The organism is Marivita sp., assembly GCF_020055635.1.
Lineage (GTDB): Bacteria > Pseudomonadota > Alphaproteobacteria > Rhodobacterales > Rhodobacteraceae > Marivita.
The window spans coordinates 1-23166 of sequence record NZ_JAIPUT010000048.1 but is presented as its reverse complement, the minus strand read 5'-3'; the positions used below and the strand labels follow the sequence as shown (position 1 = coordinate 23166).

Here is a 23166-nt window from a genome sequence, read left to right as displayed (position 1 = left end):
TATATTGGGTGGTCGCTTTGATCGCTTACTACTGAAGCCAATATGGCGAAAATGAGGCGTCCCTGGTCAGCCGATCTCCGACACCAGCGGCGGCAAATCGCCAAGGTCGCCAATCGCCCGGAAGCGCGGACTGACCGGCGCGTCGGCCTTTTCCAGATCCCATTCCAGGTCGTGCGGCACATGCACACCCCAGCTTCCGGCCTCGACCGCCGGCACCACGTCCGACCGCATAGAGTTGCCCACCATCATCGCCGCCTCTGCACCGCCGGACTGCGCGGTGAACACGCGTCGGTAGGTCTCGACCGTCTTGTCGGAAACGATGGCCACGTCGTCGAAAAGATCGCCCAACCCCGATTGCGCCAGTTTCCGTTCCTGATGCAGCAGGTCGCCCTTGGTGATGAGCAACAGCCGATGACTGTCGGCCAGCGCCTCGACCGTGCTTTGCGCATGCGGCAAGAGCTCGATCGGGTGCGCCAGCATGTCCTGACCCGCGTTCAGGATCTGCTGGATCACGTGCCCCGGCACCGCGCCGTCGGTCACCTCGATGGCGGTTTCGATCATCGACAGGACAAAGCCTTTCACCCCGAATCCGTAATGCCCGATATTGCGCCGCTCGGCCGCGATCAGGCGGTCATGCAAGAGGTCGGTTTCCGCGTGATCGGACAACAGCGCTTCGAACCGATCCTGCGTCAGCTTGAAGAAACGTTCGTTGTGCCAGAGTGTATCGTCCGCGTCGAAACCGATTGTTTGCAGCTTTCGGGCCATATCGTTGCCATGCGCCTCTTTTCTCATGTGCAGGACAGGTTATATAGACGGGTCAAGGATATGAAACCCAAGGCAGCTGCCCACGCATGACCCATTTGTCGGCCACGATCGAACCACCCCGCACCATGGCGGGTCCTCCGTCGAAAGAGGGCAACGACACGGGTGTCGTTGTTGAAACCCGTGCCAAGACGAAACGCCCGCCGCTTTACAAGGTGCTGCTTCTCAACGACGACTACACCCCGATGGAATTCGTGGTGCACGTGCTGGAACGGTTTTTCGGCATGACCCACGCGCAAGCCTTTGAAATCATGCTGACCGTGCACAAGAAGGGCGTTGCGGTTGTCGGTGTCTTCAGCCATGAGATCGCGGAAACCAAGGTGGGCCAGGTGATGGACTTCGCCCGCCGGCATCAGCACCCGCTGCAATGCACCATGGAAAAGGAATAACCGGGGCAATCCCGGACATCCCATGACTTTGGCCAGACTTGCCCATGCGCTCGAGACCGGCGCGCTCGACCTGCCCGACGCCGCGCGCATCGTGCTTCTTGAACCGAACCCCGATGCTGACCTGTCTGTCTTGCCGTCAGGGAACGTATTGGTTCAGCAGAATTTCAAACCCGATCACGATGTCTTCGATGCCTCCGGTGTGCCTGTCACAACCGCGGCCGAAGGCCCTGCCGATGTGGTGCACGTTACCCTGCCGCGCAGTCGCGAATTGGGCCGGGGCCTGATCGCGCAGGCCGAGCAGATCGCACCGGGCGGCATCGTCATCGTCGACGGGGCCAAGACCGATGGCATCGACGCGATGCTCAAATTCGTCAGAACCCGCGTCGACATCGACGGGCAGATGTCGAAGGCGCATGGCAAGATCTTCTGGTTCGCGGCGGCCAAGGCGTTTGACGACTGTCAACTTCCGGAACCCGCGCCGGTCGCCGATGGCTGGATCACGCAACCGGGCGTATTTTCCTCGGATGGCCCGGACGCGGGGTCGATGGCGCTTGTTCCTGTGCTGCCCAAATCCCTCAAGGGACGGGGGGCTGACCTGGGTGGCGGCTGGGGATACCTGTCACGCCATCTTCTGGACCTGCCGAAGGTGACCCATGTGGACGTGGTCGAGGCCGACCGGCGCGCGCTGGCCTGTGCCGAGCGCAACCTGTCAGGCGATCGGGTCACCCTGCATTGGGCGGATGCGACGACATGGGGCACGGCGGGCAGCCTTGACTGGGTCGTGATGAACCCGCCGTTCCATACCAGCCGGACCCCCGACGCCAGTCTCGGGCAGGCGTTCATCCGCTCTGCCGCGCGTTTGCTCAAGCCCAAGGGCAGCCTCATCATGGTGGCCAATCGCCATCTGCCCTACGAAACCACTCTGGCGGGCAGCTTTGTTCATGTGCAAGAACTGGACGGCGACTCGCGTTTCAAGATCCTGCAAGCAGATCAGCCCAGAACGCCGGACAAGGCAGGGCGCGCGAAACGACGCTGAAGGAGAGCCAAGCCCGATGTCATTTTCAATCGAAGGCAAGACCGCCATCGTGACCGGAGCCGCCAATGGCGTCGGCCTCGCGATTGCGCGCCATTTCGTCGATCAGGGCGCGAATGTCATGTTCGCCGACATGGACGAGGCCCGCCTATCGCATGAATGTGGCGAGATTCCCGAGGACGATGGAAACATCCGTTATTTCGCCGGTGATCTGCGCGAACGCCTGACCCTTGCGAATCTGCTCTCTGCCACCATCGACGCGTTCGACCGGGTGGATATCCTGATCAACGGCAGCCGTCAGGTCCTGCCGTCCGATCCTCTCGACCTGGACGACACGACGCTCGAGACCTTGATGATGCAGAACGTGACCAACACGTTCCGCCTGTCCCAGGTGGTGGCCAAACGCATGATCAAGCAGTCGGCCGACAAGGAAGACGGTCAGGCGGGCGCCATCGTGAACCTGTCCTCGATCGCCGCGCGCCGTACCCAGCCGGAGCTGCTGGGCTTTTCCGTGTCGATGGCGGCTCTGGACCAATTGACCCGCAGCCTTGCGGTCTCCATGGCGCAACACCGCATACGCGTGAATTCGGTCGCGCTGGGATCGGTGATGTCGGCAAGCCTCAAGCAGTCCCTCAAGGACAATGACGGCTACCGCGAGGAGATCGAGGAAAACACGCCTTTGTCCCGGATCGCCAGCCCGGCGGAACTGGCCCAGGCGGTGCAGTTTCTGTCCTGTGAAAGCGCCGGTTTCATCACCGGACAGATCATGACGATCGACGGCGGGCGCACCCTTGTCGACCCGGTGAACGCGCCGGCCCACTGAGGCTAGGATGTCGCAAAGACAAACCCTTGTCGTGCCTTGTGATTTCCGCCCCGCATTGTACTGTCCTGCAACGAAAACAGGACAGTGACATGACGGACGACTTTGACACCCAGAAACAACGCGCCTCGACATGGTTCCGCGAATTGCGTGACCAGATCGTCGACGCGTTCGAAGGCCTTGAAGACAGCCATTATGCCGGGCCCCTAAGCGATGCCGCGCCGGGCCGGTTCGATGTCACGGAGACCCGGCGCACGTCCGAGGACGGCTCGGATGCCGGTGGCGGTCTGATGAGCGTGATGCGCGGCGGTCGGGTCTTTGAAAAGATCGGCGTCAATGTCTCGACCGTGTATGGCACGCTGGGCGAACGCGCCCAGAACGCGATGGCCGCGCGCAAGGGAATTCCCGGCATGAAGGCCGACCCGCGCTTCTGGGCCTCGGGCATCAGCCTTGTTGCACATATGCAGAACCCGCATTGCCCGGCGGTGCACATGAACACCCGCATGTTCTGGACACCGCACGCGTGGTGGTTCGGCGGCGGGTCGGACCTCAACCCCTGCATCGAATATGCCGAGGACACGCAGCATTTTCACGATACCCAGAAACAGCACCTCGATCCGCACGGTACAGCGCATTATCCACGGCTCAAGGACTGGGCGGACGAGTATTTCTACATTCCCCACCGCAATCGCGCACGGGGGGTGGGCGGCATCTTCATGGATGACCACAACACGGGCGATTGGGAAACCGATTTCGCCCTGACGCAGGACATCGGTCGCGCCTTCCTGCCTGCCTTCGTCCCGCTTGTCGAAAAGCGCCGTGCGCAGGACTGGTCCGAAGCCGACAAGGAGGCGCAGCTTGTGCATCGCGGCCTTTATGCCGAATACAACCTCGTCTACGATCGGGGCACGAAATTCGGTCTTGAGACCGGCCACGACGCCAACGCCGTTCTGATGAGCCTGCCACCGCTGGCAAAGTGGATCTGATCCTGCCCTGAAGCCTGGGCGATCTTGCTTGGAGGGCTGCGGGAGCGAAGCTGCAAGCCCATGATTTAATTGAGCTTCCGGCGGGTGATCGGCCTTTGGGAATTCAGGCGTCCCGCCACGTGCCCGGCGCGATACCATCCAGCGACCACGTGCCAACCGACCACCGCACCAGCCGCAAACAGGGCAGACCGACATGCGCGGTCATGCGTCGCACCTGTCGATTGCGGCCTTCGGTGATGGTGATCCTCAGCCAGCCGTCCGGCACTGTCTTGCGGAACCGCACGGGTGGATCGCGCGGCCACAGGTCCGGCGGGTTGATCCGGGCGACCTCGGCGGGGCGGGTGACCCCGTCCTTGAGCGTGACACCTCTGCGCAACTGATCAAGCTGCGCGTCGGTCGGGAGACCTTCGACCTGCGCGAGATAGGTCTTGGGAGACCGGAACCGCGGATCGCTGATCTTGGCCTGCAACTTGCCGTTGTCGGTCAGCACCAGCAGCCCTTCGCTGTCGCGGTCCAGCCGCCCGGCGGGATACACGCCCGGCACCGAGATGAATTCGGACAAGGTGCGCCGCACCGATCCTTCCGAGCCCTTGTCCGTGAACTGCGACAGCACGTCGAAGGGCTTGTTGAAAAGCAGGATCCGCGTCATGCAAGCCCCCGCCTGGCCGCGAAGAACTCGCTCAGAAGCCGCTCTGCCTCGGCTGCGCTCATTCCGTCATAGACGTCGGGGACGTGGTGGCACTGGGGATGCGCAAACACTCGCGCGCCATGCGCGACGCCGCCGGACTTGGCATCGGCTGCCGCGTAATAGAGCCGCCGGATCCGTGCGCCGGAAATCGCGCCGGCACACATCGGGCAAGGCTCCAGCGTCACGTAAAGATCATGATCGCTCAGGCGCTCGACCCCCAGAAGCGCGCAGGCTTCGCGGATCGCCAGCATCTCGGCATGTGCCGTAGGGTCATTCAGTTCGCGTGTGCGGTTGCCGGCAGCGGCGACGACCTCGCCTCCGGGTGCCACGATCACCGCGCCCACGGGGACCTCGCCGCGCGCCGCGGCGCTGCGGGCTTCCTCCATCGCCAAAGACATATTCGACCGGAACATCATGCGCCCGTCATAGACCGCGCAACCGGCTTTCCCAAGGGGCCGAATTGGACTAAGCCGCTTGGCATGAGCCAGAACACCCCTCCCGGCGACCGGATCGCCAAAGTCATCGCCCGTGCCGGCCTCGCCAGCCGCCGCGACGCCGAAAAGCTGATTGCGCAAGGGCGCGTGTCGGTGAACGGCAAAAAGATCGACAGCCCCGCGCTGAACGTCACCGCGCAGGACAAGGTGGTGGTTGATGGCAAGCCCGTCGGCGCCCCGGACGAACCCCGAGTCTGGCTGTATCACAAGCCGGTCGGTCTCGTGACGACCACGAAGGACGAACATGACCGCCCGACGATCTTCGACAAGTTGCCCGAAGACCTGCCGCGCGTGATGAGCGTGGGGCGGCTCGACCTGAATTCCGAAGGCCTGTTGCTGCTGACCAATGATGGCGGCGTGAAACGCAAGCTCGAATTGCCGTCGACCGGCTGGCTGCGCAGATACCGTGTGCGGGTCAAGGGACAACCCAAGGATGAGCATCTCGAGCCCCTGCGCAAGGGACTGGTTGTCGATGGAGACCGGTTTCTGCCGATGATCGTGACCCTGGATCGGCAGCAAGGGGCCAATGCCTGGCTGACGGTGGGTCTGCGTGAAGGAAAGAATCGCGAGATCCGGCGCGCCCTTGCGGATATCGGTTTGACGGTGAACCGGCTGATCCGGGTGTCCTATGGACCGTTCCAGCTTGGCCAGCTGAAACCGGGCGAGGTCGAAGAGCTTCGGCGCAAGGTTGTGCGCGATCAGCTGGGCCTTGAACAGAGCGAAGAATCCAAGACCGGAACCGCATTGAAAACAAAGGGAAAACAGGTGCGGCGTCCGCCACGTCCCGACAGGGCGAAGAAGTCTCCCTGATCTTTCCCCCTGAGCGCCCATTTTCCGCCCGGATTCGCGGTGATCTTGGGCCTCATGCTGATCACGTTTCTGACATCCGCTGTTCTTGTTGGCTCGGTGCTGCTGGTTCTGTCGAACCTGGGCACGGTGGCCGAGGACACGTCGAAGGCCCTTCGCGGGGCGATGGACCGCATCCGTCACGGCGGGGCGCTTGCGTCCTGGGTCGCCTTCGTCGTGCTGTGGGTGACGATTTTCGGGCTGGGGTTGCTGTGATGGAGGTTCAGGTAAATTCGCTTGTCTCGTACAACCAGAGCGCTGCTCTGGGCAATTCGGCGCCGGTCGATGATGTCCCGGTGGGGTTCATGGTTCTGGCGACCTGCCCGCTGATTCTCTGGCTGCTGGACGGGACGGTGGCGGGGCTTGCGTCGGCCTTGCTGATCATCCTGCTTTTCGCGGTTGGCTTGCTGTGCCTGTCCGTCGGGCAAAAGCAACATCTTGCCTACGACGCGTCCGAAGTGGCGGAGCGCCCGAAGATCCCGCTCAAGCTCATCGGGTCAACCATCGTGGCCATGGTGGTCGGCCTTCTGGCGACGACAAAGATTGCGGCCCCGGCCATTCCGCTGGTCATCGCGATGTCCTCCTTTATCCTGTGTCTTGTGTCCTTTGGGCTCGATCCCATGCGGGACAAGGGCATGGACAACCCCGCGATCCGCCTGCGGGTCGTCAGCCAGGACTTGTATCGCGGCTTTGACAACCGGTTCGAACGTCTTCTCGAAAGCCTTGATCTCTTGCAGGACGATGACCTTTCGGAACGGACACGCATCTCTGCCAACACGGTGATGGGATTGCTGGGGACGATCGATTTCGAAACGGAAACGCTTCCGAAAACGGCGCCTTCCATATCAAAGCTCTTGACCAAGATGGAGGCCGAGGTGGCGGCCCTGATGGACACACCGGACGGCCGGGTGACCGCATTTCAGCGCCGCAAGTTCCACATCAAGATGCAGATGCTTGTCGATGCCTTCGAGACTCGCGCTCGAAAAAGCGGAATCGGCCACGGACGAGACAATTTCGAGCTTCAGACGGACCTGCTTTTTGATCGGATGAATCGCAATCGTGCTGCATGACAGCGACACGACCGAGTTCCCCCTAGTAAGCCCGGATCACATCACCTAAGTTTCCAACGACACTTTGGAAAGAGGTTTTCATGTCCGGTGCCGGCCTGCAACGAGTCAGTTATGCGTTGCTCCTCGTCCTGCTGTTCGGCGTCGCCAGCGGCTGGCTTGGAGGATTGTGACCGTGGCACAGCGCTATGGCGGCAAATACAGCCCTGACGGACCGACCAAATCGCCTTCCGAAACGCCTCGCAAGGGGTTCAAGGGCGCGACGGTCGACCCGGTCGGTGCGCGCTCGAACATCCTTTTCATTCCGCCGATCATCCTGGCGTTCACCTCGCTCAACGAGGGTGCGATTGGCCTCGGCCTCGGGCTTGTCGGGGCAGGGGCGCTGTTGCTCGGGGCGTGGCTGTTGCGCGGCGGCCTGACCGCCGAAGCCGCCTATAATGCCCGCAAGGTCGCCCGCCGTCCGGGGTTTCCCCGCAAGATGGCGGCAGCCGGTCTTGCAGGGGTGGGGGTGGGTATTGCCGCCTTCGCAAACGAGCCCGGCTTTATCGCACCGATCATCTACGGGGCGGCGGCCACGGCCTTGCATATCGGGGCCTTTGGCATCGACCCGATGCGGGACAAGGGCATGGAAGGGATCGACACGTTCCAGCAGGATCGTGTCGCGCGCGCCGTGGACGAAGCCGAGGCCTATCTGTCTGCGATGCGGGACGCGATCCGGCGGTCTGGCGACAGGAGCATGATCGCGCGGGTCGAACGGTTCGACACCACCGCGAAAGAGCTGTTTCGCACCGTTGAAGAAGACCCGCGTGACCTGACCGGGGCGAAAAAGTACCTGACGGTTTATCTTATGGGCGCGCGCGACGCGACGATCAAGTTCGCCGACATGTATGCCCGGACGCAGGATTCAAAGGCGCGAGACGATTACGAGGCGTTGCTGGACGACCTTGAAAAAAGCTTTTCCGACCGCACACGCAAGATGCTGCTGGATGACAGAAGCGACCTGACCGTCGAGATTGACGTTCTGCGTGACCGTTTGCAGCGCGAGGGTGTTCGAATTGATCGCGACTTGAAGTAGAGTACCATTACGTTCTAGAGGGAACCTTTATGTCTGAGACCGTCCGCGCCAAAGCCCAGGATTCGCTTGCCCTGGTGGAAGAAGTCAACGCAGTGATCCTGCCGGAACCAAAGGCGGTCGATGCCGTGGTGCCCTTGTCGCAGGCTGATCCGGTGATCAGCGAGGAAATCCGGTCGCGCATGGCCGAAATCGACATCGAGGACACCCAGTCCATCGTGTCCTTCGGGTCGAACGCGCAGGCCGAATTGCAGGAAATCTCGCAGGCGATGCTGGCGGATGTCCGCAACAAGGATGTGGGCCCGGCCGGGGACAGCCTGCGCGGGATCGTCAGCACCATCCGCGGGTTCTCGGTCTCCGAACTTGATGTGCGCCGCGACCGCAGCTGGTGGGAAAAGCTGCTTGGACGGGCCGCGCCCTTCGCGAAGTTCACCGCGAAATTCGAACAGGTGCAAGGCCAGATCGACCGCATCACCGACGACCTGCTCAAGCACGAGCACACGCTGCTCAAGGACATCAAGTCGCTCGACCTTCTGTATGACAAGACGCTGCAATTCTATGACGAGCTTGCGCTATATATCGCGGCGGGTGAAGAAAAGCTGAACGTCTTGGACAATGGCGACATTCCTGCCAAGGAAGCCGAGGTTCAGGCCGCCGCCGAAGACAACCAGGTGATGAAGGCGCAGGAATTGCGCGACCTGCGCGCGGCACGCGACGATCTGGAGCGCCGGGTGCATGACCTCAAGCTGACCCGCCAGGTGACGATGCAATCGCTGCCGTCGATCCGCCTTGTGCAGGAAAACGACAAGTCGCTGGTCACGAAGATCAATTCGACCCTCGTCAACACGGTGCCGCTCTGGGAAACCCAGTTGGCGCAGGCGGTGACCATTCAGCGCTCGGCCGAGGCCGCTGCTGCTGTACGCGACGCCAATGACCTGACGAACGAGCTTCTGACCTCGAACGCCAGGAACCTGCGCGAGAGCAACAAGGTGATCCGCGAGGAAATGGAACGCGGTGTGTTCGATATCGAGGCGGTCAAGCAGGCCAATGCCGATCTGATCGGCACCATCCAGGAAAGCCTCCAGATCGCCGACGAAGGCAAGGCCAAGCGCGCGGCGGCCGAGACCGAGCTGAAGAAGATGGAAGCCGACCTGCGCGACACCCTGGCGTCAGCCAAGGCACGCAAGACCGGGCTGGGCGACACCACCGCCGCATCCATGCCGGATCAGTAACCTCCATGTCGCGGCGCTGGTCTAATATCCTGTGGTCCTGCGCCGCGTTTGCGCTCCTGTCGGCATGCGATCCGCTCTTGTCCGACAACGTTCCTGCCGACACCAAGCCCCAGGCGCGCCCGGACCGCCCCGTGGCCTTGCCCGAGCCCGAGTCCGCAGGCCCGTCCGACGCGGCCATCGCGCTGCGCAGATACTATGCGCGGGTCCAGGAAGACCTCTTGGCACAAGACCTCTTGCGGGTCGACGGAGGCGGGGCCGACACGCCCTTCACGGAAAGCATGTTGGCGCGGAATTTCGAACGGATCGCGCTTGTCGAGGAATACACCCGCGGTGCCGGTTTGCAGCCCTCGAGTGGTGCATTGGGCGAAATCAAGAAATGGACCGGGCCGGTGCGCGTCGGGGTGATTTTCGGCGACAGCATGTCGACCGAGGACAAGGCGCAGGATCGCGCCGAACTGGCGTCCTATACCCGTCGCCTGGCCAGGGTGACTGGGCACCCGATCTCGTTGGTGCCGTCCCGGGCCAATTTCCACATTCTGGTCATGGGCGAGGACGACAAGGATCAACTGCGGGCGACGCTGGACCGGATCGCGCCCGGCATGGAGGCGTCGAGCCGGGCGATTTTCCTCAATTTGCCCCGATCCATCCATTGCCTGGTCGTCGCCTTTGCAGAAAACAACGCGAGCAATGCCTATCGCGAAGCCGTGGCGCTGGTTCGGACCGAACACCCCGACCTGACCCGCCGGGCCTGTTATCACGAGGAACTCGCGCAGGGCCTGGGCCTTGCCAATGACGACCCGAATGCGCGCCCGTCGATCTTCAACGACGACGAGGAGTTCGCGCTTCTGACCCGTCATGACGAGATGCTGCTGAAAATTCTATACGATCCGCGACTCACCCCCGGCATGTCCGCCGATGAAGCCCGCCCGATCGTGAAACGCATTGCCGAAGAGCTGACAGGCAGCGGCCCAAGCTGAAGAACGGAGACCCTCCATGCCCATTTTCGATTTCCTGAGCGGCCAGTTCATCGATGTCATCCACTGGACGGACAACACGCGGGACACGATGGTCTGGCGCTTCGAGCGCGAAGGCCACGAGATCAAGTACGGTGCCAAGCTGACCGTGCGCGAGGGCCAGGCGGCGGTCTTTGTGCACGAAGGCCAGCTTGCGGACGTGTTCACGCCGGGCCTCTACATGCTCGAGACCAACAACATGCCGATCATGACCAGTCTTCAGCACTGGGATCACGGGTTCCGGTCGCCGTTCAAGTCCGAAGTCTATTTCGTCAACACGACCCGGTTCCAGGACCTCAAATGGGGAACCAAGAATCCGATCATCTGCCGCGATCCGGAATTCGGCCCGGTGCGGCTGCGCGCCTTCGGCACCTACTCGGTCCGCGTCACCGATCCGGCGAAATTCCTGGTCGAGATCGTCGGCACCGATGGCGAATTCACGATGGACGAGATTAGCTACCAGATCCGCAACATCATCGTGCAGGAGTTTTCCCGCACCATCGCGCGGGCCGGTATCCCGGTGCTCGACATGGCGGCGAACACGCGCGAACTGGGCATGCTGCTGGCCAAGGAAATCGCGTCGCCGCTGGCGGAATACGGCCTCCAATTGCCCGAGCTTTATATCGAGAACATTTCGCTGCCGCCGGCGGTCGAAGCCGTGCTGGACAAGCGGTCATCCATGGGCGTGATCGGAAACCTGAATGAATACATGCAGTTCCAGGCCGCCGAGGCGCTGGGCAAGGATGGCGGCGGAGCGGCGGCGATTCAGGCCGGTCTCGGTGCCGGTCTGGGCATGCAGATCGGTCATGCCGCGGCGCAGGCCGGCCCTTGGGGGGCTTCCCCGCAGGTGCAAGGGGCCGCGCAGACCGCCCGCCAGCTTCCGCCACCTCCGCCGGTCGAGCATGTCTGGCACGTCGCCGAAAACGGCGAGACCAGGGGGCCGTTCTCCAAGGCCGCGCTTGGGCGGATGGCGACCGAGGGCGCGCTGTCCCGCGACAGCTATGTCTGGACGCCGGGGCAGGATGGCTGGCTGCGCGCCGAGGATGTGACCGAACTGGCGCAGCTTTTCACGGTACTGCCGCCACCCCCGCCGGGGTCTTGAACCCGCGGCCCGTGGAATTGCATATTTGAAAAGAGAAGAAGCAGGGGACAGTCGCCTTGTCCGAGGACACGCTCACCGCACCCGTGCAGGAACACCGGTTCCCCTGTGATCAATGCGGTGCCGATCTCAGGTTCGATCCGGAACGCGGGCTGCTTCTGTGTGACCATTGCGGCAACACGGCCGAGATCTCGGGCGCGGGGCCCTGGGCCAGCGGCAGCATCCGCGAGATCGACCTGGACGCCGGGATCGCAAATCGCCTGTCCTCGCAGGAGATGGAAGAGACCCGCGTCTCCAAATGTCCCAATTGCGCGGCGCAGGTGGAATTCGACCCCGGCGTCCACGCGGCGGAATGCCCGTTCTGCGCGACCCCGGTGGTCACCGATACCGGCCGTCACCGCCATATCAAGCCGAAGGGCCTGTTGCCTTTCGCGCTTGATGAAAAGGACGCGCGCCAGGCCATGACGGATTGGCTGGGCAGCCTGTGGTTCGCGCCGAACGGATTGCAGGACTATGCCCGCAAGGGCCGGAAGATGACCGGCATCTACGTCCCCTACTGGACCTTTGATGCCGATACGCAATCGGCCTACCGCGGCGAGCGGGGCACGGTCTATTACGAGACCCGGCGTGTCCGGCGGAACGGCAAGACCGAAACGGTGCAGGTCGCCAAGGTGCGCTGGCGATCCGCATCGGGCCGCGTGGCGCGGTTCTTTGACGACGTGCTGGTGCTGGCCTCGCAGTCCCTGCCGAAACGGTATACCGATGCGCTCGAACCGTGGGACCTGTCGGCGCTGGAGCCTTACCAGCCGGAATTCCTCGCCGGGTTCCGCGCCGAGGCCTATAGCGTCGAATTGCAGGACGGGTTTGCCGAAGCGCGGCATTACATGGACCGGGTGATCACCCGCGACGTCAAGTTCGATATCGGCGGCGATCGCCAGCGGATTCACGATATCGACACGCGCGTGGCGGACGTGACGTTCAAGCATATCCTATTGCCGGTCTGGCTGGCCGCCTACAAGTATCGCGGCACCACCTATCGTTTCGTGGTCAACGGACGCACGGGTTCCGTTCAGGGGGAACGTCCCTGGTCGGCCTGGAAGATCGCGTTTGCGGTGGTGTTGGGGTTGATCGTCGCGGCGGGGGTCGGGTTTGTCGCCGCGATGAACCAGTAGAGGTCAGACCAGCATCCCGCCATCGCTGTCGTCACCCGCCTCTTCGAGAAGCCGACTCATGTCGGGAACCGTCACGTGGCGTTTGCCTTCGAGCGTGATCACGCCGTCCTTGCGCAACGCGGAAACCTGTCGGGACACGGTCTCGAGCGTCAGGCCAAGATAGTCGGCCATGGCCTCGCGCGTGAGCGGCAGGTCGAAGGTGACCGGGCCGACAAGCCCGCCCATGTTCAGCGTCGCATCGCGCCGGGCGATGATCGACAGCAGCGACGCGATCTTTTCACGCGCTGTCTTGCGCCCCAGCACCAGCATCCATTCCCGGGCCGCGTCAAGCTCGTCCAGGGTCATCTGCAACAGGCGCTGCGCGATATGCGGTGTGCGCTCCATCAGGTCCTCGAACGGGGCCTTGCGGAAACAGCACATGACCATGTCGGTGGTCGCCACCACGTCATAGGCTGCCACGTTTCGACCCGGGCGGCCGACGAAATCGCTGGGCAGCAGCAAGCCCACCATCTGCGTGCGCCCGTCTTCCATCGTCTGCGTCAGCGTCGCGATTCCCGACACCACCGATCCCACGAATTCCATGCGATCGCCGGACCAGATGACGGTCTGTCCCGCCTCGAACCGGCGATAGTACTTGATGTCTTCCAGACGCTCGAGCTCGTCCGACTCGCACCGTGCGCACACGGCCCGATGGCGAATAGGACAATCGTTGCAGTCCTGGGCGACGTTGAGGCTGGATTCTTTCAACATGGTATCCGTCTTGATCTGCATCAATGTTGCTGGGTCAGAGTATTTGTAATGCTAGGCGCATGGTAACGAGAACACAACTTTCCCGGTTGGGACTATTCGACGCGAAGGTACCTCGGTATACGAGCTACCCGACGTCGCCGCATTTCAAAAACGACGTGAAACCGGGAGATTTTACCAATTGGATCGAAGCGATCCCGGAAAACTCGGACATATCTCTTTATCTGCATGTGCCGTTTTGTCGCCGTTTGTGCTGGTTCTGTGCCTGTCGAACCCAGGGCACGGCAAGTGGCGAACCGGTCACGGCCTATGTGGAAACGCTCAAGGATGAGCTCTCGCTGCTCAAACGGCACCTGCCGCGCGGCGTGCGCCTGTCGCGGCTGCATTGGGGCGGCGGGACACCGACGCTTCTGTCCCCCGATCACATCCGCGACCTGTCCGAGACAGTGCGGGAAGTCGCTGATTTCGCAGAAAATTACGAGTTTTCGGTCGAGATCGATCCGAACGAGATCGACGCGGATCGCCTAGACGCGCTGTTCAAGAGCGGCATGAACCGTGCATCCATCGGGGTTCAAGATTTCGATCCGGAAATTCAGAAGACCATCGGCCGCGAACAAAGCTTCGAGATCACCAAGCGTGCCGTCGACATGATTCGCGAGCGCGGCATCCAGAGCCTCAACGCCGACATCCTGTATGGCCTGCCAGGCCAGACGCGGTCAAAGATCGTCGATTCGGTTCAGAAGCTGCTGTCGCTGTCTCCGGACCGGGTGGCGCTCTATGGCTATGCCCATGTGCCCTGGATGGCCAAGCGCCAGCAGATGATTCCTTCCGACGCGTTGCCGCGCCCCGACGAACGGCTCGACCTGTTCGAAACCGCGCGCAAGCTCTTCGTGTGGGACAATTACGACGAGATCGGCATCGACCATTTTGCGACCAAGGACGATCGCCTCTCTTTTGCGGCACGCAACGGGTCGCTGCGCCGGAACTTTCAGGGGTATACCGATGACACCTCGGAAGTCCTTGTCGGACTGGGCGCGTCGTCGATCTCGAAATTTCCGCAAGGCTACGCCCAGAACGCTCCGGCCACGTCGGCCTATACCAAGGCGATCCGCGCGCATGGGTTCGCGACGGTGCGTGGCCACGGCTTTTCCCCGCAGGACAGGCTGCGCGCGCGCATGATCGAAATGCTGATGTGCGATTTCCGGATCGAGATCGCCGAACTTGTGCGTGACTACGGGGCTTCTGAACCGGATGTGCGGGCGATGCTCAACCGGGCCAGCGCGCAGTTTGAAAATCTGCTCGAGGTGGATGCAACCGGGCTTTTCGTGCCGCCTGAAGCACGTCCGCTGACCCGCATGGTCGCGCGCAGCTTCGATGCCTATGAACTGTCCTCTGCCGGGCACAGCTCGGCGATCTGACGCGGCAGCCTAGCTGGCCAGATCGAAGGCCGCCGCCATCAATGTCTTGGTATACTCGGTCTGCGGAGTCGCGAACACCTCTTCGGCGGTGCCATATTCCACCACGTCACCCGCTTTCATCACGATCACCTTGTGTGACATCGCGCGCACGACCTTCAGGTCATGGCTGATGAACAGGTACGCCAGATCGTATTTCTGTTGCAGGTCACGCAGCAGGTTCACGATTTGAACCTGCACCGTCATGTCCAGCGCCGATGTCGGTTCGTCCAGCACCACCAGCTTGGGACGCAGCACCATCGCCCGCGCAATCGCGATGCGCTGTCTCTGACCACCGGAAAACTCGTGCGGGTAGCGGTGCATCGTTGCCGGATCTAGGCCAACCTCGGTCATCACCTCGGTCACCAGTTCGCGGCTGGACCGGCCATCGGGCGATCCGTGTACGCCCAGTCCCTCGGCGATGATCTGCTCGCAGGTCATGCGGGGGCTCAGAGAACCGAAGGGATCCTGAAACACGATCTGCATTTCGCTTCGCAACCGCCGCAACTCGCGCGTCGGCCAATTTCGCACATTCTGCCCGCGATAGGTGATGCCGCCTTCGGACTGGATCAGCCGCATGATCGCCAGCGCCAGCGTCGTCTTGCCCGACCCGGATTCGCCCACGATGCCCACGGTTTCGCCCGCCCGCACCGCGATTGTCGCGTCATTCACGGCCTTCACATAGCCCACGGTGCGTTTCAGGAACCCTTTCTGGATCGGGAACCAGATCTTGAGATTGTCGGTCCGCGCGATCTCTTCGGCGCCCTCCTTGACCGGATCGGGGGACCCGGTGGATTCCGCGCTCAGGAGCATCTGCGTATAGGGATGCTGAGGATTGCCGAAAATCTCGCGAGTCGGCCCTGACTCGACGATCTCGCCATCCTTCATCACGCAGACCCGGTCGGCGATCTTGCGCACGATGGCAAGATCATGGGTGATGAACAGCAGGCTCATGTCTTCGGCCTTTTTCAGGTCGGCCAGCAATTGCAGGATCTGCGCCTGAATGGTCACGTCGAGCGCCGTGGTCGGCTCGTCCGCAATGAGCAACTCAGGCCCGTTCGCCAAGGCCATCGCGATCATCACGCGTTGCCGCTGCCCACCTGAAAGTTGGTGCGGATAGGCGCCCAGACGGCTTTCGGGGTCTCGGATACCCACCTTGTTGAGCAATTCGATGATCCGCGTGCGCGCCGCATCGCCTGCCAATCCCTGGTGCAGCGCGATGGATTCCGCCAGTTGCTTTTCCAGAGTGTGCAGCGGATTGAGCGATGTCATCGGCTCCTGGAAGATGAAGCTGATGTCATTGCCCCGGATGCGCCGCAACTGCGCGTCATCCGCGCGAACCATCTCTTCGCCGTTGTACAGTACAGACCCCTCAACGCGCGCCGAGTCGCCCAGCAGAGACACCGTGGACAACGCCGTGACCGACTTGCCCGAACCGGATTCGCCCACCAGCGCCACGGTCTCGCCACGCTCGATCGAAAACGACACGCCGCGCACGGCGGGCACGGTCTGACCGTCCTGCCGGAAGCCTACGCTCAGGTTGCTGACCTCGAGGATCTTGCTCATGTGAAGGTCTTTCTGGGGTCAAACGCGTCGCGCACGCCTTCGAAGATGAACACCAGCAGCGACAGCATCATCGCGAAGACGAAGAAGGCCGTAAAGCCCAGCCATGGCGCTTGCAGGTTCTGCTTGGCCTGAAGCGTCAACTCGCCCAGCGACGGGGCCGAGGACGGGAGGCCGAAGCCCAGGAAATCCAGACCGGCCAGAGTCGAGATTGTCCCGGTCACGATGAAGGGCAACATGGTCAGCGTCGCGACCATCGCGTTGGGCAGCATGTGCCGGAACATGATCGTGGTGTTGCTGACCCCCAACGCCTTGGCCGCGCGCACGTATTCAAGGTTCCGCGCCCGCAGGAATTCCGCCCGGACCACGCCCACCAGCGCGGTCCAGCCGAACAGCACTGTGAGAAACACAAGGAGCCAGAAACTGCGCCCCAGTATCGCGAACAGGATGATGATGATGTAAAGCGACGGGGTCGAGGACCAGATCTCGATGATGCGCTGGAAGATCAGGTCGAGCCAGCCGCCGAAATAGCCCTGCAAGGCGCCGGCGACGATCCCCACGACACTGGCCAGCGCGGTCACGATCAGGGTGAAGACGATGGACAGGCGGAAGCCGTAGATCACCCGTGCCATCACGTCGCGCTTGGTGTCGTCGGTGCCTAGCCAGTTCTGCTCGTTGGGGGGCAGGGGGGCCGCACCGGGGCGGTCCACCGGGGTCTGGTAATCATAGGGGATCGGTGGCCAGAGCGCCCAGCCCTTGTAGAAATCGCCATCCAGAACCAGGCCGTCATCGACCTGCTGGATCAGGCCTTCAGGATCATCGAAACAGGCATCAAGCCCGCCCGTGCGGATCAGGCATTGCACTTCGGGGTCGCGATAGGCGGCCTCGGTCCGGAAATCGCCGCCGAAATCGGTTTCGGCGTAGAAGTTGAAGATCGGTGTGTAGAAATCGCCGCGATACTGCACCAGGATCGGTTTGTCATTGGCGATGAATTCGGCCAGCAGGGACAGGCCGAACAGCACGCAGAAGATGATCAGCGACCAGAACGCCCGGCGGTTGCGCTTGAAATTGTTCCAGCGGCGCTGGTTCAGCGGCGACAGCGTGAAGCGGCGGCGCTGCGGGGCCACAGGAACCGCCGGGCTGGGTTCGGTGACGATATCGCGGTCTTCGGGTTCGGGATTGGCCGCCATGTCGTCAGCCCTCCCGCTTTTCGAAGTCGATGCGCGGATCGACCAGCACATACATCAGGTCCGACAGGATACCCACCAGAAGACCGATCAGCCCGAACACGAACAGCGTTCCAAAGATCACCGGATAATCGCGCGCCACCGCCGCTTCGAAGCCAAGCCGCCCCAGACCGTCGAGCGAAAAGATCGTCTCGATGATCAGCGACCCGGAAAAGAACACGCCGATGAACACCGCCGGAAACCCTGCGATCACGATCAGCATCGCGTTGCGGAACACATGGCCGTAAAGCACCTTTCGTTCGGCCAATCCCTTGGCCCGCGCGGTGATCACGTATTGCTTCTTGATCTCGTCCAGAAAGCTGTTCTTGGTCAGAAGGGTGAGCGTCGCAAAGGCCGAAATGGTCGAGGCGAGAACCGGCAGGAAGATGTGCCAGAAATAATCGGCCACCTTGCCCAGCAGCGACAGGTCTTCGAAATTGTCCGAGGTCAGACCGCGTAGCGGGAAAATCTGGTAGTAGGATCCGCCCGCGAACAGCACCAGCAGCAGGATCGCGAACAGAAAGCCCGGTATCGCATAGGCCACGATGATCCCCGCAGATGTCCAGGTATCGAACATTGTCCCGTCCTTGACCGCCTTGCGGATCCCCAGAGGGATAGACACCAGATAGGCGATGACCGTTGACCAAAGGCCCAGAGAGATCGACACCGGCATCTTTTCAAGCACCAGCTCCATCACCCCGATGGAGCGGAAATAGCTCTCGCCGAAATCAAGCCGCAGGTAATTCCACATCATCATGCCGAAGCGCTCGACCACGCCGATCATTTCTTTCTCGCAGGCGGGGTCTTCGATGTTCGGCGTTCCGGTGAACCCCTCTTCGCAGACGATCCGGGCAAAGCCGAAATCGACTTCGAGCTGCTCGAGGAACTCCGGGGGCAAGCCCCGGCTGCCCGCGTATTCGTCGCTCTGGTCGGCGGCGGCAGCGCCTGCATCCCCGGATCCGGCGAAGCCTTCGAAAACATCGCCTTCGCCCTCGAACTGGGCGATATACTGCTCGATCGGCCCACCCGGTACAAACTGGGTGAGCGCGAAATTGACGATCATGATCCCGAGAAGCGTGGGAATGATCAGCAGCAGCCGTCTGAGGATATAGGCGCCCATATCAGTTGAGCGCGCCGCTTGCTCTCAATGCTTCGGCCTTGTCCTCGTTCACCCACCACAGGTCCAGGTAGCCCAGATCATATGGCGGAAGCTCTTCCGGGAACTCGTACATGTCATAGGCCGCCACCCAGTGATCGGCGATATAGCCGGTCGGGATCACGAAGAACTCGTGCCGCAGAGCCCGGTCCAGGGCCATCAGCGCCGTGTCGGTCTCTGCTTGCGTCTCGGTCGTGAACGACGCCTCGAGGATGGCATCCACCAGCGGGCTGGCAAGCCCGGCCGGGTTGAACAGGCTGAACTCGGCCTCTTGCGAGCCGTACATCTGCGTCAGACCACCTCCGGTAGACAGGAACGACCCGTAGCGCGTGGAATACAGCATGTCGTAATCCCGGTCGCGACGCCGGTTCGTGTATTGCGACGGATCCACCTTTTCGAGGTTCACTTCGATGCCCAGCTGTTCGAGGTTCTGGGCATAGGTCTCGTGCATCGCATCAACCGAATCCTGGATGTTGGTCGGATAGAGCATGGTGATCTCGAGCGGCTCGCCGTTCGCATTGCGGCGAAGGCCCTGGTCGCCGACCGTCCATCCCGCCTCTTCCAGCAGGCGCGACGCGGTGCGCATGTTGCCACGGTCGTTCAGGCGGCTGCCATCGGATTCGTGGAAGGTCCGCACCGGCTCGGAAAAGATCTCCGGCGGCACGACGTCGCCCAGAGATTGCAGGAATTCGAGCTCTGCGCCGCTCGGCATGTCCTGCGCTTCGATCGGGGTGCCTTCCACAAAGGAACTGCGCGGCGAATAAAGCCCGAACAGCAGCGACTCGTTTGTCCATTCGAAATTGAACGCCAGTGCGATCGCTTCGCGCACGCGGCGGTCCTCGAATTGCGGCTTGGCGAGGTTGAACACGAATCCGGTCGGGTTCGGAGGCGACCCGTCCGGCAACTCGTATTTCACGATGGCACCGCTGTCGATCTTGGGAAAGTCATAGGAACTGGCCCAAAGCTTCGGATCGCTCTCGATCCGGATGGTGTATTCGCCGGCCTTGAACGCCTCGAAGGACGCGGTCTGGTCCGAGAAATACTCGACCCGGATGGTTCCGTAATTGTGACGTCCCTTGTTGAAGGGCAGATCCTTGCCCCAGTAATCGTCGCGCAGCGTGTAGACGATCTGGCGGTTGATGTCGTAACTGTCGAGCCTGTACGGTCCCGACCCGACGGCCACTTCCAGCCGTGGCTCGTCCAGGCGGCGGCTCTCATCGGCTTCGAACCACGCCTTGGAAAAGATCGGCGTGCTGCCCACGGTCTCGATCCGGCTGCGCTTTGACAGTTCGGGGTTGAAGCTGAACTTGACCGTGTGATCGTCCAGCGCCTCGGCGTTCGTCACCATGCGCCCGACCGCCTGTGCATAAGACGGCAAGCCCTGTTCGATGAACAGGCGGTGGCTATAGACCACGTCTTCGGCAGTGACAGGCGTGCCGTCCCAGAAGGTTGCCTCGGGGCGCATGTGAAAGATCACCCAGTCGCGGCTTTCCGGGTATTCGATCGTATGCGCGACGACACCATAATACTGGCCCACCCCATCGGCCGAGGTCTCGATCAGCTGGTCATACTGGACCGTCGTCAATGCACCAGCGCGGCCCTTGCGGGAATAGGGGTTGAGGCTGTCGAACGTGCCCGATGCGCCAAGCGCGATTTCTCCGCCTTTCGGCGCGTCGGGGTTCACATAGTCAAGATGCTCGAAATCGGCAGGGTAATCGAGGTTCCCGAAAAAGGAATACCCGTGCGACTCGGTCACCTCTTCATGGGCCTCGGCGCCAACCTGACTGGCTGCAAACGCCATCGTCAACGCCATCACCCCGCCGACCGTCAGTTTGCGAAACGTCGTCTGCCGCAACGCCGTCGCGGCGATCTGTTGGTGCACCATGCGTAAAACCCCTCTGTCTCCGCCTTTGCATCATACTCTACATGTAAGCTAAAGAACGATTTCGCCCACATTCAAGTTTCTATTGCATGCAAGGTCTGCAAACAGGGGCTCAAAAACGCAATTGTGAAAAAGAAAAGCCGCCGCCCGGGTGGGGCAGCGGCTGCAAGAACGACTTGTCCGGATGGCGATCAGTCGCCGATCGTATCAAGGTAGGCGATCAGGTTGGCGCGATCCTCCGGGTTGCCCAGGCCAGCATAGCCCATCGTAGTGCCGGGGGCATAGCCGCGCGGATTCTCGATGAAGGCGAAAAGGTTCTCGGGTGTCCACACATCGGCCGCTTCGGAAAGTGCGCCGGAATAATTGAAGCCTTCCACCGCCCCTACATCGCGGCCCACCACACCATAAAGATGCGGACCAACCGCGTTTGCGCCCTGCTCGAGATTGTGGCACGCGCGGCACTTGCCCCACTGGCGCTCACCTGCGCTCGCGTCGGCCGAGGCCAGCAGCGTTTCGAAATCGACCTCTTCTTCGACTTCGGCAGTTTCCTCTTCTTCGCCGGTGTCGATCACGTAGACCGCAACCTCTTCACCGTGGGCGCCGCCAACATGGTAGAGTGTCTCTGCGGCCCATTTGCCCAGAAGAAAGACCAGAAGCGCGCCACAAAAGCTGCCGACGATCTTTGTAAAGGTCATTGTATCCAACATCGTGTGCGTATCCGTCCGCTAGAGTTTCGTGCGTGTCGCGCGGCTATCTATTGCTTCCCCTCGTCCAAGGCAAGGTGTAGAAGCCGCGACCAAACGCCCGGTGGGCCAAATGTCCGGAGTCCGCATGACCAACGCCATCGCCTTCCAGGGGGAACTGGGGGCCTATTCACACGAGGCCTGCCGCGATGCCCGCCCCGATATGGATGCCTTGCCGTGCCGCACCTTCGAGGATGTCATCGAAGCCGTCCAGACCGGCAAGGCCGATCTCGCGATGCTTCCCGTGGAAAACACGATCTACGGACGTGTCGCCGACATTCACCGCCTGCTGCCCAAAAGCGGTCTCAAGATCATCGACGAGGCGTTCGTGCGGGTGCACATCAACCTGCTCGGCGTGCCCGGCGCCCGGCTCGAGGACGTGACCGAAGCCCATTCGCACCTGGTGCTCTTGCCGCAATGTTCGGGGTTTCTGGGCCAGCATGGCATTCGCGGCCGCGTGAACGCTGACAACGCCCGCGCCGCCCGTGAAATCGCCGAGCGTGGCGAAAAGCACGCCGCCGCCCTGGCCAGCGAACTGGCGGGCGAGATCTACGGGCTGGATGTGCTGGCGCGCCATATCGAGGACACCGACAGCAACACGACCCGGTTCCTGTTGATGAGCCGCGAAGGCGATCAGACCCGCCGCGGCGATCACGGCATGATGACCACCTTCGTCTTCCAGGTCCGCAACATCCCGGCTGCGCTCTACAAGGCGATGGGTGGCTTCGCGACCAACGGCGTGAACATGACCAAGCTTGAATCCTATATGGTCGACGGGTCCTTCACCGCGACCCAGTTCTATGCGGATATCGAGGGCCACCCCGATGATCCTGCCGTAGAGCGGGCGCTCGAGGAACTGGATTACTTCACCGACATGCTGAACATCCTCGGCACCTATCCCCGCGACCCGCGAAGGGATTGAGCGCAGGCGAACGCGTCGACGCGTTCGTGATTTTCGGTTGACCGAAAATCGCTCCGTGTTTTCCGTTCGGGGTGAGTTTGCAAAGTTTAACGCTGCAGTAACCGGGTTTGCAAAGTCAGGTCCGGATCGGACCTATTGTTTCGCGCGCGAAACATTTGTCGTAGGGTGTGTGCTCGCACGCACCACGGTCTCCCCGTCAGATCAGCAACCCCGCCGCCCCCTCGTGCCGCAACAACCAGATTTTGGTCTCGACACCACCGTCCCCCGAATACCCGCCCAACCCGTTTGCACCCAGCACCCGGTGGCAGGGAATGAGGACGGGAAGCGGATTGCCCCCGCAGGCCTGCCCGATCGCTTGGGCCGGAACGCCAAGCTGGTCGGCCAGATCGCCATAGGTTCGCGTCCGGCCGAACGGGATCGCGCTCATCGCGGCGCAGACCGTTCGCTGGAAATCGGAGCAGGTGAGCCGGATCGGCACCGTGAAGTCCTGCCGTTGCCCGGCAAAATACTGCTCGAGCTGCAAGGCCGCGTGACGCAGAACCGGCGTTCCATCCTGCCGCCCATCGCGCCACTCCAAGGCCGTGATGCCGATCTGATCCTCCAGCAAGGTCAGCGGACCGAGGGGCGAGGGCACGGCCTGTTCGAAGCCGCTCATCGCGTGAGCCCAAGACGGATCGGCCCCCTGGCCTCCTCAGGATCGACGGTGTCGCCTTTCTGCGTAGCCATCAGTGGCAGTGTTG

The 23166-nt window shown here is 62.1% G+C and carries 25 protein-coding genes; 14 read left to right on the top strand and 11 right to left on the bottom strand.

All coding sequences use genetic code 11. The annotated features are described in order from the left end of the window. Positions 1 to 66: 66 nt before the first annotated feature. Positions 67 to 765, bottom strand: a complete 699-nt coding sequence (locus tag LCF60_RS18255; protein ID WP_292293765.1) for an HAD family hydrolase — start codon at positions 763 to 765, stop codon at positions 67 to 69. A 125-nt stretch (positions 766 to 890) separates the two neighbouring features. Here LCF60_RS18255 and clpS point away from each other — a divergent pair, with 125 nt between their 5' ends. The 4 genes from clpS (at position 891) to hemF (ending at position 4050) form a co-directional block, all read left to right on the top strand. Continuing rightward, entirely contained in the window at positions 891 to 1211 is a 321-nt protein-coding gene (gene clpS / locus LCF60_RS18250; RefSeq protein ID WP_292293764.1) for an ATP-dependent Clp protease adapter ClpS, read from the top strand. A gap of 22 nt (positions 1212 to 1233) precedes the next feature. Beyond that, positions 1234 to 2247: a methyltransferase gene (locus LCF60_RS18245; RefSeq protein ID WP_292293752.1), complete on the top strand. Its 1014-nt coding sequence runs from the start codon at positions 1234 to 1236 to the stop codon at positions 2245 to 2247. Positions 2248 to 2263: 16 nt separating this feature from the next. Next, on the top strand, positions 2264 to 3067 hold the full coding sequence (locus tag LCF60_RS18240) for an SDR family oxidoreductase (protein ID WP_292293750.1): 804 nt from the start codon (positions 2264 to 2266) through the stop codon (positions 3065 to 3067). A gap of 89 nt (positions 3068 to 3156) precedes the next feature. Beyond that, a complete protein-coding gene (gene hemF / locus LCF60_RS18235) occupies positions 3157 to 4050 on the top strand; it encodes an oxygen-dependent coproporphyrinogen oxidase (RefSeq protein WP_292293749.1) in 894 nt (297 codons plus the stop codon). Between the two features lie 103 nt (positions 4051 to 4153). Here the strand turns inward: hemF and LCF60_RS18230 are convergent, their stop codons facing one another. Then, a complete protein-coding gene (locus LCF60_RS18230) occupies positions 4154 to 4699 on the bottom strand; it encodes a pseudouridine synthase (RefSeq protein ID WP_292293747.1) in 546 nt (181 codons plus the stop codon). After that, a complete protein-coding gene (locus LCF60_RS18225) occupies positions 4696 to 5154 on the bottom strand; it encodes a nucleoside deaminase (RefSeq protein ID WP_292293745.1) in 459 nt (152 codons plus the stop codon). Before LCF60_RS18225 ends, LCF60_RS18230 begins: the two co-directional genes overlap by 4 nt. Positions 5155 to 5217: 63 nt before the next feature. On the opposite strand from LCF60_RS18225, the gene LCF60_RS18220 reads away from it, so the two are divergent. The 8 genes from LCF60_RS18220 to LCF60_RS18185 all read left to right on the top strand — a co-directional run bounded on the left by LCF60_RS18220 (position 5218) and on the right by LCF60_RS18185 (position 12733). After that, on the top strand, positions 5218 to 6042 hold the full coding sequence (locus tag LCF60_RS18220; protein ID WP_292293743.1) for a pseudouridine synthase: 825 nt from the start codon (positions 5218 to 5220) through the stop codon (positions 6040 to 6042). A 39-nt stretch (positions 6043 to 6081) separates the two neighbouring features. Then, entirely contained in the window at positions 6082 to 6294 is a 213-nt protein-coding gene (locus LCF60_RS18215) for a hypothetical protein (RefSeq protein WP_292293741.1), read from the top strand. Then, positions 6294 to 7148 carry a hypothetical protein gene (locus LCF60_RS18210; protein WP_292293740.1) on the top strand — a complete coding sequence of 285 codons (855 nt, stop codon included), beginning with the start codon at positions 6294 to 6296 and terminating at the stop codon, positions 7146 to 7148. The genes LCF60_RS18215 and LCF60_RS18210 overlap by 1 nt, the downstream gene beginning before the upstream one ends. 172 nt (positions 7149 to 7320) lie before the next feature. Then, on the top strand, positions 7321 to 8220 hold the full coding sequence (locus LCF60_RS18205) for a 5-bromo-4-chloroindolyl phosphate hydrolysis family protein (protein WP_292293739.1): 900 nt from the start codon (positions 7321 to 7323) through the stop codon (positions 8218 to 8220). 29 nt (positions 8221 to 8249) lie between these two features. Beyond that, positions 8250 to 9449: a toxic anion resistance protein gene (locus LCF60_RS18200; protein WP_292293737.1), complete on the top strand. Its 1200-nt coding sequence runs from the start codon at positions 8250 to 8252 to the stop codon at positions 9447 to 9449. Between the two features lie 5 nt (positions 9450 to 9454). Beyond that, complete coding sequence (locus LCF60_RS18195) at positions 9455 to 10426, top strand: DUF2927 domain-containing protein (RefSeq protein ID WP_292293736.1); 972 nt, start codon at positions 9455 to 9457, stop codon at positions 10424 to 10426. Between the two features lie 16 nt (positions 10427 to 10442). After that, the gene (locus LCF60_RS18190; RefSeq protein WP_292293734.1) at positions 10443 to 11564 is read left to right on the top strand and encodes an SPFH domain-containing protein; all 1122 of its coding nucleotides are present in this window, start codon (positions 10443 to 10445) and stop codon (positions 11562 to 11564) included. Positions 11565 to 11620: 56 nt separating this feature from the next. Beyond that, the gene (locus LCF60_RS18185) at positions 11621 to 12733 is read left to right on the top strand and encodes a TFIIB-type zinc finger domain-containing protein (protein ID WP_292293732.1); all 1113 of its coding nucleotides are present in this window, start codon (positions 11621 to 11623) and stop codon (positions 12731 to 12733) included. Positions 12734 to 12736: 3 nt separating this feature from the next. On the opposite strand, the gene fnrL is transcribed toward LCF60_RS18185, so the two are convergent. Next, positions 12737 to 13483 (bottom strand): transcriptional regulator FnrL, encoded by a 747-nt coding sequence (fnrL, locus tag LCF60_RS18180; RefSeq protein WP_292293730.1) that lies wholly within the window; start codon positions 13481 to 13483, stop codon positions 12737 to 12739. 59 nt (positions 13484 to 13542) lie between these two features. Between fnrL and hemN the strand changes: the two genes are divergently transcribed. Next, positions 13543 to 14898 carry an oxygen-independent coproporphyrinogen III oxidase gene (hemN, locus tag LCF60_RS18175; RefSeq protein WP_292293728.1) on the top strand — a complete coding sequence of 452 codons (1356 nt, stop codon included), beginning with the start codon at positions 13543 to 13545 and terminating at the stop codon, positions 14896 to 14898. A gap of 9 nt (positions 14899 to 14907) precedes the next feature. On the opposite strand, the gene LCF60_RS18170 is transcribed toward hemN, so the two are convergent. The 5 genes from LCF60_RS18170 to LCF60_RS18150 form a co-directional block, all read right to left on the bottom strand. Further along, complete coding sequence (locus LCF60_RS18170) at positions 14908 to 16500, bottom strand: ABC transporter ATP-binding protein (RefSeq protein ID WP_292293726.1); 1593 nt, start codon at positions 16498 to 16500, stop codon at positions 14908 to 14910. Next, the gene (locus LCF60_RS18165) at positions 16497 to 17687 is read right to left on the bottom strand and encodes an ABC transporter permease (RefSeq protein ID WP_292293725.1); all 1191 of its coding nucleotides are present in this window, start codon (positions 17685 to 17687) and stop codon (positions 16497 to 16499) included. Before LCF60_RS18165 ends, LCF60_RS18170 begins: the two co-directional genes overlap by 4 nt. 4 nt (positions 17688 to 17691) lie before the next feature. Continuing rightward, positions 17692 to 18843, bottom strand: a complete 1152-nt coding sequence (locus tag LCF60_RS18160) for an ABC transporter permease subunit (RefSeq protein ID WP_292293724.1) — start codon at positions 18841 to 18843, stop codon at positions 17692 to 17694. A gap of 1 nt (position 18844) precedes the next feature. Further along, entirely contained in the window at positions 18845 to 20764 is a 1920-nt protein-coding gene (locus tag LCF60_RS18155) for an extracellular solute-binding protein (protein WP_292293723.1), read from the bottom strand. Positions 20765 to 20952: 188 nt separating this feature from the next. Further along, a complete protein-coding gene (locus LCF60_RS18150; protein ID WP_292293721.1) occupies positions 20953 to 21468 on the bottom strand; it encodes a cytochrome c family protein in 516 nt (171 codons plus the stop codon). A 124-nt stretch (positions 21469 to 21592) separates the two neighbouring features. On the opposite strand from LCF60_RS18150, the gene LCF60_RS18145 reads away from it, so the two are divergent. Next, complete coding sequence (locus LCF60_RS18145; RefSeq protein WP_292293720.1) at positions 21593 to 22426, top strand: prephenate dehydratase; 834 nt, start codon at positions 21593 to 21595, stop codon at positions 22424 to 22426. 196 nt (positions 22427 to 22622) lie between these two features. Here the strand turns inward: LCF60_RS18145 and LCF60_RS18140 are convergent, their stop codons facing one another. Further along, positions 22623 to 23081, bottom strand: coding sequence for a methylated-DNA--[protein]-cysteine S-methyltransferase (locus tag LCF60_RS18140; RefSeq protein WP_292293718.1), 459 nt, complete (start codon positions 23079 to 23081; stop codon positions 22623 to 22625). After that, entirely contained in the window at positions 23078 to 23152 is a 75-nt protein-coding gene (locus LCF60_RS24635) for a DUF3253 domain-containing protein (RefSeq protein ID WP_363318436.1), read from the bottom strand. The genes LCF60_RS18140 and LCF60_RS24635 overlap by 4 nt, the downstream gene beginning before the upstream one ends. Between the last annotated feature and the right edge of the window lie 14 nt (positions 23153 to 23166).